This is a genomic window from Curtobacterium sp. Csp2 (assembly GCF_013347165.1).
In genome coordinates this window covers 3,360,850-3,372,869 of sequence record NZ_CP054593.1, presented here as the reverse complement: position 1 = coordinate 3,372,869, position 12,020 = coordinate 3,360,850, and the positions used below count along the sequence as shown (strand labels likewise).

The 12,020-nt window shown below is 74.3% G+C and carries 9 protein-coding genes; 6 read left to right on the top strand and 3 right to left on the bottom strand.

The window, feature by feature from the left end:
- Positions 1 to 123 precede the first annotated feature (123 nt).
- On the bottom strand, positions 124 to 1,794 hold the full coding sequence (locus tag HUN59_RS16350; protein ID WP_174778964.1) for a hypothetical protein: 1,671 nt from the start codon (positions 1,792 to 1,794) through the stop codon (positions 124 to 126).
- Positions 1,795 to 1,891: 97 nt separating this feature from the next.
- Between HUN59_RS16350 and pyrE the strand changes: the two genes are divergently transcribed.
- Positions 1,892 to 2,443 carry an orotate phosphoribosyltransferase gene (gene pyrE, locus HUN59_RS16345; RefSeq protein ID WP_141860204.1) on the top strand — a complete coding sequence of 184 codons (552 nt, stop codon included), beginning with the start codon at positions 1,892 to 1,894 and terminating at the stop codon, positions 2,441 to 2,443.
- Positions 2,440 to 4,710, top strand: coding sequence for a hypothetical protein (locus HUN59_RS16340; RefSeq protein ID WP_174778963.1), 2,271 nt, complete (start codon positions 2,440 to 2,442; stop codon positions 4,708 to 4,710). The genes pyrE and HUN59_RS16340 overlap by 4 nt, the downstream gene beginning before the upstream one ends.
- Before the next feature lie 48 nt (positions 4,711 to 4,758).
- Here HUN59_RS16340 and HUN59_RS16335 read toward each other — a convergent pair whose 3' ends face one another.
- Positions 4,759 to 5,712: an aldo/keto reductase gene (locus HUN59_RS16335; protein ID WP_174778962.1), complete on the bottom strand. Its 954-nt coding sequence runs from the start codon at positions 5,710 to 5,712 to the stop codon at positions 4,759 to 4,761.
- A 157-nt stretch (positions 5,713 to 5,869) separates the two neighbouring features.
- Between HUN59_RS16335 and HUN59_RS16330 the strand changes: the two genes are divergently transcribed.
- The gene (locus tag HUN59_RS16330) at positions 5,870 to 6,514 is read left to right on the top strand and encodes a HEAT repeat domain-containing protein (RefSeq protein WP_174778961.1); all 645 of its coding nucleotides are present in this window, start codon (positions 5,870 to 5,872) and stop codon (positions 6,512 to 6,514) included.
- A gap of 381 nt (positions 6,515 to 6,895) precedes the next feature.
- Positions 6,896 to 8,185 carry a sodium:proton exchanger gene (locus HUN59_RS16325; protein ID WP_217483573.1) on the top strand — a complete coding sequence of 430 codons (1,290 nt, stop codon included), beginning with the start codon at positions 6,896 to 6,898 and terminating at the stop codon, positions 8,183 to 8,185.
- 158 nt (positions 8,186 to 8,343) lie between these two features.
- Here the strand turns inward: HUN59_RS16325 and HUN59_RS16320 are convergent, their stop codons facing one another.
- Positions 8,344 to 9,033: a metal-dependent transcriptional regulator gene (locus tag HUN59_RS16320; protein ID WP_174778960.1), complete on the bottom strand. Its 690-nt coding sequence runs from the start codon at positions 9,031 to 9,033 to the stop codon at positions 8,344 to 8,346.
- 22 nt (positions 9,034 to 9,055) lie between these two features.
- Here HUN59_RS16320 and HUN59_RS16315 point away from each other — a divergent pair, with 22 nt between their 5' ends.
- A complete protein-coding gene (locus tag HUN59_RS16315) occupies positions 9,056 to 9,943 on the top strand; it encodes a CPBP family intramembrane glutamic endopeptidase (RefSeq protein WP_174778959.1) in 888 nt (295 codons plus the stop codon).
- A 213-nt stretch (positions 9,944 to 10,156) separates the two neighbouring features.
- Positions 10,157 to 11,962 carry a phosphatase PAP2 family protein gene (locus HUN59_RS16310; protein ID WP_174778958.1) on the top strand — a complete coding sequence of 602 codons (1,806 nt, stop codon included), beginning with the start codon at positions 10,157 to 10,159 and terminating at the stop codon, positions 11,960 to 11,962.
- Positions 11,963 to 12,020: the final 58 nt, after the last annotated feature.

Here is a 12,020-nt window from a genome sequence, read left to right as displayed (position 1 = left end):
GCATCTCGGTCCGACGGCGCGCCGCTGTGGACAACTCCGATGGACGACCGTCACACGACGCACGGCACGCGCCGCCCGACGCCGGCCGACGCACGGACGCCAGCCGCCTGACGCAGAGACGGCTCAGAACCCCCGCTCGCGCCGGATCACGTCGGCGCTCCCCACCACGTCCCGCCGCAGCACCGCCGCGCCGGCGGTCCCGGCGTAGTCGTACACGTCGTACCCGGTGCAGTGGGTGATCGACGCGGGGGAGCCGAGCGAGTCCTCGACCGCGGTGGTCCAGACGTCGTTCGCCCCGATCACGACGAACGTCGGCCGGGCGTCCCGGTAAGCCCCGAGGTCGACGAGCCACGGGTAGGCGTCGAACGTGTCCCGCACCTGCAGGAGCTGCACGTCGGACGCGGCGTAGGCGGCGAGCGGTCGGACGGTCCAGAACTGCCCGACGCCGGTGACCTGCCGACCGTCCGCCCACCGGTCCAGGCACGCGACCGAGCCGTACCGGGCGTGCGCGACGGCCGAGAGGGTGCCGGGCGCGGTCGCGACCCCGGCGAGGAGCACCGCGGCGGCCGCGACCGCCAGGGTCAGCCGGAGCCCGCGGCGGGGCCGGTGCACGCGGGTCGTCCGGACGGCGGTGCGGGTGAGCTCGGCGACCGCCACGAGCGCGAGGAGCGGGGCCGTGACGATCGGCTCGAGGTACCGCGGGGTGTCCGACCCGGCGACGACGACCCCGACCGACACCGCCACGACCGTGACGAGCGGCAGCGCGGTCGCGACGAGCACGGTGCGCGACGTCCGGACCCGCCAGGCCCAGACCGTCCCACCGGCGGCGAGCAGGACGCCCGCGAACAGGAGCAACAGACCCGCGTCCCCGGCGGCCGACCCCGCTCGGTCGTCGGTGAGTGCGGCGAAGAACGACAGCGTCTCGCCCGCGTGCTCTGGGTGCACGTACGTCGACGGGTCCAGGGAGACGAAGGGCCGGAGCGGGATCCGCAGCAGGTACCCGACCACCGACCCCGCGACGAGCGCCCCGGACAACCGGGCGACCGGGCGCCACGGCAGCCGTCGTGCGGCGGCGAGCAGCACGAGCGTGACCACGACCGGCGCCGCGGACCACGGCACGTACAGCGGGTTCGACGCCGTCGTGCACGCCGCGACGAGCGCGAGGACCACGAGCACGGTCACGGACGCCCGACCGGTCCGGACGGCGCGGAGCACGAGCACCGCGGTGCCGAGCATCGCGAGCAGGGCGCCGTAGTAGTAGGTCGTCGTGAGGAGCAGCGACGCGAGCTCGAGCGACGTGGCGGTCGCCGACGACTCGGTGAGCACCAGCAGCGTGACGAACCCGAGCGCCACCGCCGCGGTCGAGATCCGCGCCGAGCGCCGGGCGGACGGCATGAGCTCGTTCGCAGCCGCCCGCACCAGGGCGTACACGGCGAGCAGCACCAGGACCCCGTTGAGCGCCAGGGCCTGCTGCGCCGTCGCCGTCACGAGCGAGCAGAGCAGGTAGACCGGCAGCTCCGGGAAGAAGAACAGCGCCGGGGACATCGCCCACTCGAACGGCTGCCCGGAACGGATCGAGCGCTCCACGAGCGGCAGCAGCACGGAGTCCGCGTCGTACCAGAGCAGGGCGACCCGCTCGGTCGCGACGACGTGACGCAACGCGATGACGGACAGGGCCAGCGCGACGACCGCGCCCAGCGCCTCCCGGCCGACCGTCGCCACCCACCTGCGGTGGGCCGCCGGACCGGGTCCGGACGCGACCGAGGCGCGCGGCTCCGGTGCGTCGTGGGACATGAGGCGGAGCGTACCGAGCCGTCCGGAGCGCCGCCTGCGGGTGGCGGGGAACGGCCGACGGGTGCGATCCCGGGGTGACCGACTACCCTGGTGCGCTGTGACCGACGCGCGCGAACAGCTGATCCAGCACATCTCGGACGAGGCCGTGTTCCACGGCGACTTCACGCTGACCAGCGGGAAGCAGGCCTCGTACTACATCGACCTGCGCAAGGTGAGTCTCGACCACCGCGTCGCACCCCTGATCGGACAGGTCATGACGGACCTGCTGCAGCAGGTCCCGGACGTCGACGCGGTCGGTGGCCTGACCATGGGTGCGGACCCCATCGCGAGCGCCGTGCTGCACCAGTCGGCCGCGCGCGGCCTGACCTACGACGCGTTCGTCGTGCGCAAGGAGCCGAAGGACCACGGTCGCGGCAAGCAGGTCGAGGGCCCCGACGTCCGCGGCAAGCGCGTCGTCGTGCTCGAGGACACCTCCACGACCGGCGGGTCGCCGCTCAAGGCAGCGGAGGCGCTCGAGCGCGAGGGCGCGATCGTCGCGGCCGTCGCCGTCGTCGTCGACCGCGACACCGGCGCGAAGGAGCGCATCGAGGCGGCCGGGTACCCCTACTTCGCTGCGATCGGGCTGGCCGACCTGGGGCTGAGCGCGTGAGCGGGGAGCGTCCGGACGACGCGCGCGAGCCCGAGGACACCGCCGGCCCGGCAGACGGGGACGACGGCCTGGAGGCTCAGCGCGCGTCCGCCTCGGACGCTCCGTTCCGCGGGCTCCGCAGCGCCGCGGACATCTTCGGTGCGCCACGGTCGGCGGACGAGTGGCCCTCGCGGCGCGAGCGCCGCGAGGCGGAGCGGGCCGCCCGGGAGACGGGTGCGCCGCTGCCGGAGCCGTTCACGTCGGACGTGCCGACCGCGCCTGCCTCGGCAGCCGAGCCTGCCGGGTCGGCTGAGCCGGTCGACGGCCGTCCCGCGCCGCTGGCCGAGCGTCCGGTGCCGCCGGCGGTGACGCCCGCTGCGCCGGCGGTGACGCCCGCTGCGCCGGCCGTGACGCCTGCGCCCGATCCGGTGGACGCCGGGGCCACGCAGGCCATCCGGATGGACGACGAGCTGCAGGCACCCTCGGTCAACCCGCAGGCGAGCGCCGAGCACGAGCGGGAGACGCTCGGGGAGCGCATCCCGCCGGCCGCCCCGGTGCCGCCGAGGAGCACGACGCAGCACCCCTCCTCCATCACGCTTCCGACGGCGCTCACGCACCGGGACGAGCGCGCGGCCGAGAACCGTGCCGTCGACGAGGAACGCCGTCGCACCGACCCGTTCGGCCAGGGGCGCAGCGACGTCGACTGGCTCGGTCGGGCGACCGGTGCGCAGACGCCTCCGCCGCCGGTGACGCCCACCGGCCCGGTCGCGCAGCCGCTCGGCGTGCACGGGGTGCTCCCGCCGACGCCGGCGCCCTCGACCGGGGAGCCGCCGAGCTTCACCGAGCTCCTGCGGCTGCAGGGCGTCGGGGACGACGACCGCGGGGCGACCGAGCGCCCGTTCGACTGGGCGATCCGGGACGACGAGACCGGCGAGGTCCCGACGACCCTGACGACCGACTCGTTCGACACGACGGCGTTCGGCGCCGGGTCGTGGTCGCTCGCGGACGAGGCGGACGACGACGTCGTCTCGGGCGAGGTCGACACCCCGGCGGACGGGACGACGGTACTGCCGATCGCGCCGGCGCCCGCCGCTGCGCCCGCTTCCTCAGTGCCCGCTTCCTCAGTGCCTGCGCCGGCGTCCGCGCCTGCGGCTGAGCCGGCGCCCGCTGCTGAGCCCTCCGAGCCGCCGACCGGGGCCACCCCGTGGTGGGCCGCACCCGACGCGGCCGCCGCACCCGTCCCGCCCCTGGTCGAGCCGGCGCCGCGTCCGGCGTCCGAGGCCGCGACGACCCGACTGCCGTTCCCGCTCGACGACCGGCAGGACGTCGGCCACGGAGCCGACCACGACGACGACGTCGAGCCGGGCCCCCGCCGGACCGGGACCCCCACGGCCGCCGGCGCCGGGGTCGCGGACGCCGACGAGATCGACCAGTCCGAGTGGGACGGCCGCGAGACCAGCGACACGAGCGCCATCAAGGACCTGTTCGGCACCGCCGCCGTCGGGCAGCTCGGCGCCACCGGGTACGACCCGCACGAGACCGGCACGCGGATGATGCCCGCGGTCCCCTCGGCCGACCGGGCAGGGGCACCGCGCCCCACGGCCGAACCCGCGCAGCCGAACCGCGCCGCGGTCCTGCTCGACGAGGGCGTCTCGCGCCTGAAGAACGAGGGCAAGCGCGGGAAGCAGCTGCTCATCGGCGGGGCCGTCGTGCTCATCGTCGTGCTGCTCGTCGCCGTGTTCGCCCTGACCCGCTGGATCCTCGGCGGGTCGATCGAGGAGTCCACGCCGGCACCGAGCTCGACCGCGGCCGCCTCGGCCCCCGCGACGCCCGAAGCCACCCCCGAGTCCGGCACGGCGCAGGGGTCCACCCAGCAGCAGCCGGCCGCGACCCTGCAGTTCGCCACGACGCAGGCCGCCCCCGGTGTGCACCCGTGGACGGACCTGGCGGGCGGGGAGTGCCTGTCCCCGTTCACGAACGCGTGGGACCAGAGCTACACGGTGGTCGACTGCTCCTCGCCGCACACCGCGCAGCTCACCGCCCGGGTGCAGGTGTCCGCGAGCCAGTGGCCCGGACCCGAGGCCCTCGCGGAGCAGGCGGCGAAGACCTGCCAGAGCTCCGAGGCGATCGACACCGCGGCGGCCGCGAAGGTCGGCGACGTGCAGGTGCAGGGCTCCTACGCCCCTGACCAGGCCACCTGGGACCAGGGCAACACGTTCATCTCGTGCTTCGCGACCCGTGCGCAGGGGCAGATGCTGACCGGGTCGCTGGCGCCGGACGGGAAGTAGTCCGGCGCCAGCGCTCGCGGCTCAGCGCCGCGCGCCCGCGTCCGCGGGTCAGGCCTCGGTCGGGACCGCTGCCGAGGCGTCGTCGAGCGTCCGGACCTCGTCCGCCGTGAGCTCGAGCTCGGCGGACGCCAGGAGCGCCGGCAGCTGCTCGGTGTTCCGGGCGCTGGCGATCGGCGCGACGACGTCCGGGCGGCCCTGCAGCCACGCGAGCGCCACCGAGGCGATCTCGACGCCGTGCGCCTGCGCGATCGTGTCGAGGGCGTCGACGACCGCGAGTCCCTGGTCCGAGAAGTACCCGGACACCTGCCCCTCGCGGTCCTTCCCGGCGAAGTCGTCCTTCGTCCGGTACTTGCCCGTCAGGAACCCGGCGGCCAGGGCGAAGTACGGCACGACTCCAAGGCCCTCGGCGGCGGCCAGCGGCGCGATCTCCGACTCGTACGGCTCGCGGGTGACCAGGTTGTAGTGCGGCTGGATCGCGACCGGCAGCGCCAGGCCCTCGGCCTTCGCGATGCGGATCCACTCCTCGGCACGTGCGCGGGAGTAGTTCGAGATCGCCGTGTACCGCACCAGGCCCTCGCGGACGAGCTGGTCGAACGCGCGGACGGTCTCCTCGAGCGGGGTGTCCTGGTCGTCGAAGTGCGCGTAGTACAGGTCGATCCGGTCGGTGCCGAGCCGCTCGAGGCTCGCGCGGGCGGCCGCGGCGACGTTCGACGCCGACAGCCCCGGGAACTGCGGGTGCTGCGACACCTTCGTGGCGATCACCACGTCGTCGCGCTTGCCCGAGGCTCGGAGCCACGAGCCGATGACGCGCTCGGACTCGCCGCCCTCGTTGCCGTCGCCCCAGGCGGAGTAGACGTCCGCCGAGTCGATGAAGTCGCCGCCGGCACCGGTGTAGGCGTCGAGCACCCGGTGCGAGGTCTGCTCGTCGGCGGTCCAGCCGAAGACGTTGCCGCCGAGGGCGAGGGGGAACACGTGGAGGTCGCTGGTTCCGATGCGGGGCATGCGGAGGTCCTTTCCTGGTCGTGCGGATCGGTCGTACGGGTCGCCCGTACGGGTCCGGAGCGTGCCCGGACCGCCCCACGCTATGCCCGTCGTCTGACTTCCCGATCCGTCGGTGGCAGGGCGCTGTTCCGTCGGTGGCAGGGTGTTCCATGAGGGGATGACCACCACCGCCGACGCCCTCACCGACCCCCGCTCCTCCGTGCGCCTGCGCGCCGTGATGGCCCTCGGGACCGCGGCGGACCCGGCCGACCTCGAGCTGCTGCTCGAGCGCTGCGCGGTCGACCCGGACCTGCAGGTGCGCGAGGCGCTGACGTGGTCGATCGTCCGGCTGCCCGCCGAGCTGACCGTGCCGCGGCTCGTCGAGCAGCTGCACCGACCCGAGGCGCAGGCCCGGTCGCAGGCGATCCACACGCTGTCGAAGATCCGTGACGCGTCGGTGTACCCCGCAGTGGCCGAGGCCCTCGGCGACCCGGACCCCGGCGTCGCCCGGACCGCCTGGCGCGCTGCCGCCCTGCTCGCACCGGAGCGCGAGCGCCCCGCCCTGGCGCGACGGCTCGCCCGGGAGCTCGGCACCGGCGACCGCGAGCGTCGGCTCGCGCTGAGCCGCGCGCTCGCCTCCCTCGGCGCGGACGTCGCCGGACCCGTCCTCACCGAGGCCGCCGAGCGACGCGGTGACGCCGTCCGCGAGCACGTCGCGGACACCGAGCGCCTCCTCGCCGACCCGGACGCCGGGTCGGCGCTCGCCGTCGAGCGCGCACGACGCGAGATGGCGCTCGGACGCGGCAAGCGCGCGTCCGGCTGACCACCTGACGGACGGGAGGCACGTGGCGGGCCCGCCCCGGGCCTCCCGTCCGTCCCTGGGTCCCCCGTGTCGGGTCGCGCGTGTCGTGACTCCCTGCCGACGCCGCCGTTCCCGGGGTTCCGGGGCGGGACGGGGAACTCCCGGATTCGGGTCGCCGAACAGGCCCGATCGGCTTGCACGTGCGGATCGGAGCGTGCAGGGTGATGGGCGAAGGGGAGTAGCTCCCAGCGCGTGCATCGACACACTGGCCATCACGACGATCGGCCCGGTGCACCACCCGTCCGGTCCCACCCGGCGGGCGAGCGAGACCTTCGGCCGTTCTGTCGTGCCGAAGCGCTCCCACCCCTGTGCTCCGGTGCGGCCCGACCAAGGGACCACCCCGTGATCGACACCTCCACGCCCACCGCCACCGCGCGGACGCATGCACCCCGGATGGGCCGCAGCGCCTGGGGCCGCATCGCGATCTGCGTCGTGCTCGCCCTGCCCGCCGTCGTCTTCCGCATCACCGGCTTCGCGCCGAACGCCGTCGTCGACCTGCTCGTCTTCGGCGGGGCCGTCGTCGCCGCCTCGTTCCTGCTCGCCTGGGCCGCCGAGGCCGCGCAGAAGGACATCTCCGGTGCGCTCGCCATCGCGATCCTGGCGCTCATCGCCGTACTGCCCGAGTACGCCGTCGACCTGTACTACGCGTTCCGCTCCGGGTACGACCCCGCCTACGAGCAGTTCGCCGCCGCGAACATGACCGGCTCGAACCGGTTGCTGCTCGGGTTCGGCTGGCCGCTCGTCGTGATCATCTCGCTGCTCGTCGCCCGTCGGTACGTCAAGGCCGGGTCGCTGCCCGCCTCGGCGACGAAGGTGCTGCAGCTCGAGACGTCCTCGCGGCTCGACATCGGGTTCCTGGCGCTCCTGGCGGTCGTCGCGTTCCTCATCCCGCTGATGGGCTCCATCCCGATGTGGTTCGGGTTCGTGCTGCTCGCCGCGTTCGTCGCCTACCTGTGGCGCGCGTCGAAGGTGTCCGACGGGGACGACGAGGACGAGGAGATGGTCGGCATGGCCGGCAACATCGCCTCGATGCCGACGCGGGCCCGTCGCTGGACGATCGTCGCGCTGTTCGTCGTCGCCGCCGCGGTCATCCTGTCGTCCGCGGAGCCCTTCGCCGAGGCCCTGGTCGCCTCGGGCAGCGCGCTCGGCATCGACAGCTACTTCCTGGTGCAGTGGCTCGCGCCGCTCGCCACCGAGGCGCCCGAGTTCATCGTCGCCGCGCTCTTCGCCCTGCGCGGCATGGGCGGCGCCGCGATCGGGACGCTCATCGCGTCGAAGGTCAACCAGTGGTCGCTGCTCGTCGGGTCGCTGCCGATCGCGCACGTGCTCGGCGGCGGGACCACGGGTGGGCTGCCGCTCGACGGTCGGCAGGTCGAGGAGTTCATGCTCACCGCGTCGCAGACCGTGCTCGGGGTCGCGATCATCATCGCGCTGCGCTTCCACCGGTGGTCGGCGATCGCCCTCGTGGCGCTGTTCGCGGTGCAGTTCGTCGTCACGGACACGAGCGGGCGGTGGGTGTTGAGCGTGGTGCACCTCGTCGCGGCCGTCGTGGTGTTCTGGGTGCACCGGTCGTCGATCCTGCCGACGCTCGCGGCGCCGTTCCGGCGGGCGGGGGCTGCGGCCGGCGCCTGACGGGTGTTGCTCGGGGCTGCGGGTGCGGCGCTTCCCGGGCGCGCGAGCGGGCAGGACACGCCGCGTGCGTTCCGTCGAGCGTGCGAAAACCGTCGGGTCGCGCCGCCGAGCGTGACAGATGTGGGGCGCTCGGCGGGGCTGGGCGGCGCCCGCGCGGGTCAGTGCGGGTCGGGCGTCAGCCAGATGGCGCTCGCGGCGGCGGCCGGCAGGTCGACGAGGGACTCCGCGCCGTCGGGGGACCGGCGGGTGACGGCGATCACGCCCGCGTAGTCCCGGACCCGCTCGACGCGCAGGTGCGTCCCGAGCCCGACCCCGAGCTCGTCGAAGTACCGCAGCAGGGACGGGTCGTCGTCGGACACCCGGTCGACGACCCCGCACGAACCGGGCTCCACGGACCCGAGCAGCGTGCCCGGGGACGCCGGGACGGTGCCGTCCGCGGCGGGGATCGGGTCGCCGTGGGGGTCGTGCGTCGGGTGCCCGAGGTCGGCGTCGACCCGCTCGAGGAACGTCTCCGACACCGCGTGCTCCAGGGCCTCGGCCTCGGTGTGCACCTCGTCCCACGAGTACCCGAGCCGCTGCACCAGGAACGTCTCGATCAGCCGGTGGCGTCGGACCATCGCCACCGCGACCTGCTGCCCGAGCGGCGTGAGCACGACGCCGTAGTACGGGGTGTGCTCGATCAGGCCGTCGCGGTCGAGCTTCCGGAGGTTCCCCGACACCGTGGACGCCGAGACCCCGAGCGACGCGGCGATGTCCCGGGTCGCGAGCCCCTGCCCGCCGCGCTCCCCGGCCTTCCACACGAGTTTCACGTAGTCCTCGGCCATGGTGCTGAGGGAGGGGAGCCGCATGCGTCAATGGTACAAACGGGACGTGACCCCGACCGAGCCCGTGCGCCGTCGCCGTCCGCGCTGGCCGGTCCCGTCGTCGCTCCTGCTCGGGCTGCTGCCGCTCGTCGCGTTCGCCGCGGTCAGCGCCTGGCGGTCCCGACCGAGCGACGACTACGCCACGCTCGGCCAGACGGTCGACAGCGTCGTGCACGCCCTCGTGCTGCCCGAGAGCATCGCGGTGCTCGTGCTCTGCGTGTACGTGACCGCCCTCGGCTGGTGGCCGGGCGCTGCTGTCGACCACGACCGGACGCCGCTGCGGTGGACCTCGGTGACCATCGTGCTGATCGCCGTGGTGTGCGCCGCGCGGCTGCCGCTCGTCGACTGGTCCGCGCTCCCGGTCCGGTACTTCGTGCTCCTCACCCTCGGGGTGCTGTTCGTCGGGGTGTTCGAGGAACTGCTCACCCGCGGGGTCCTGCTCGTCGGACTCCGGCGCCGGCTGCCCGAGTTCGGTGTGTGGATCGCCTCGTGCGTGCTGTTCGGGCTCCTGCACCTGCTCAACATCCTCGCCGGGGCAGCCGTCGGCGCGACCCTGCTGCAGGTGGGCTTCGCGGCGTCGTTCGGCTCGACGCTGTACCTGGCACGTCGGCTGACGGGGAACCTGCTCCTGCCCGTGCTCCTCCACGCCTTCTGGGACTTCGGGTCGATCGCGGTCTCCGCCACGGTCGACACGACGGACCTCGGCCGACTCCTGCCCGTCGGGATCGTCGGCCTCGTGTCCTTCGGCGTGCTCGCCCTCGGGCTCGTCGCCGGCGGGCTGGTCGCGTGGCGCGACGACCGGCCGCGCCGCCTGCGGCGCCGGTGGCGGGACGTGCCACCCGCCGGGGTGGACGCGGGGTGGGGAGCCGAGCCGCGCCTCCAGGCCGGGGTCTGATCCACCGACGGACGGATCGACGGGCCACGTGACGGACCGCCCGGTCGGCCCGCGCGCCGGCCGCCCGGCGCTGCGAATGCCCACAGCCTGCGGTCCGGTTCACCCGCCGGTGGGGGATCGTTCCCCCACCGGCAACCACCCCTCCTTAGCGTCGCGGTGTTTCCACACCGGTACATCGAGGAAAGGGGCGTCGCCCGCGGGCGACCACCACACATGCGCAGAACCGCACTCCGCGGGGTGACCGTCGCGACGGTCGCGACCGCCCTCGTGATCGGGTCACCGCTCGTCGCCCAGGCCGCGACGACGTACCCGAGCGACTCCACCCCGCCGAACCTGATCAGCCTGCTCAACGGCTACGACCAGTACTGGACCTCGACGGGGACGAACAACCTGCACGGCACCGTCGACGACGGTGCGACGCTCGCGAAGAACGACGAGCTGACGAGCTGGATCAACCAGCACGCCACGAAGGCGCAGCAGTTCACGGCGCTGCAGGACGCCGAGTACAACAACGCGACGAACACCGCGTACGACCAGTCGTTCACGGTGTCGCAGGGCCTCGGCGACGTGCTCGGCAAGCTCTTCGTCAAGGGCCGCCTGGACGGCTCGCTGCCGCTGACGAACGCCCTCATCAACTCCTCGAACGGCACGAGCGGCGCCTACGTCGGCACCGGAGCGGCCAAGGCGCACTTCAGCTACCCGCGGCCCTACCTGCCGTCCGACCCCGCGGCGACGCTGCCCGCCGGGGACGACCAGGTGAACTGCAACCCGGCGACCGTGAACGCGTCGTCGCTCGCCGCGAACCGCACCGGCAAGGCGTGGGCGGACGCGAAGGGCAACCTCACGATCACGCGCGTGCCCGCCACGACGGACACCACGCACGAGTTCTCGCCGAACGACGTCGTGCTCGACGCCGGCTACGGCCAGAAGGGCATCTGCACGGGCGGCTCGTACCCGTCCGGGCACACCACCACGGCGTACCAGGCCGGCATCACCCTCGCCACGCTCGTCCCCGAGCTCGCACCGGAGATCCTCGCCCGCACCTCGGAGGCCGGCAACGACCGCATCGTCCTCGGCGTGCACTACCCGCTCGACATCATGGGCGGACGCATCGACGGCGAGGCCGCCCTCGCCACCCGCTGGTCGGACACGCAGTACCGCACGCAGGTCCTCGAGCCCGCCCGTGCCGAGCTCGTGCAGTACCTCGAGGCGCAGTGCGGCGGGACCCTCGCGTCCTGCATCGCCGCCGAGAAGCCCTACACGGACGACCCCTACGGCGGCCAGGCGATGCCCGGTGGCACCGCGCAGGTCGTCACCGACCGTGCATCGGCCGTGTCGGTCTACCACGAGCGCCTCACCTACGGCTTCGCCCGCACGGGCGTCGCAGGCCAGGCTCCCTCGGTGCCGGCCGGTGCGTCGAACCTGCTCCTCACGGCGTTCCCGACCCTGACCGACGCGCAGCGCACCGCGGTGCTCGCGCAGACCGAGATCGACTCGGGCTACCCGCTCGACCAGACGGGGTCCGCGAACGGCTCGTGGGAGCGGCTCGACCTCGCCGCGGCGACGAGCGCCACGGTCGCGATCCAGGCCGACGGCAGCGCGAAGGTGCTCTCGACCGGTGGGACGGCGACCGTCGTCTCCGGCGTGCTGACCGCACCGCAGGGCACCACCGTCCAGGCCGGCAGCGCCATCGCCCTCCGCGGCACCGGCCTGCCCGCCGGCGCCACGCTGCAGGTCGTGCTGCACTCCGACCCGGTGACGGTCGGCACGCTCACGGTCGGCGCCGACGGCACCGCGACCGGCTCCGTGACGATCCCCGCGGGGACCGCAGCGGGATCGCACACGCTCGACCTGGTCGACGCGTCGGGCGCCTCGGTGCTCGTGTCGCCGCTCGGCATCACGGTGACCGCGGCCGCCGGCGGCTCGACCGCCGGCTCGGGGACGACCGGCGGCTCGGGAACGGCCGGCGCAGCCGGCACCGTCCCGGTCGGCGTGCACCTGCCCGTGGTCAGCGGCTGACGCACACCCCCCGACGGACGGGAGGCGCGGTGCGGGCGGGCACCTGTCTCTTATACAC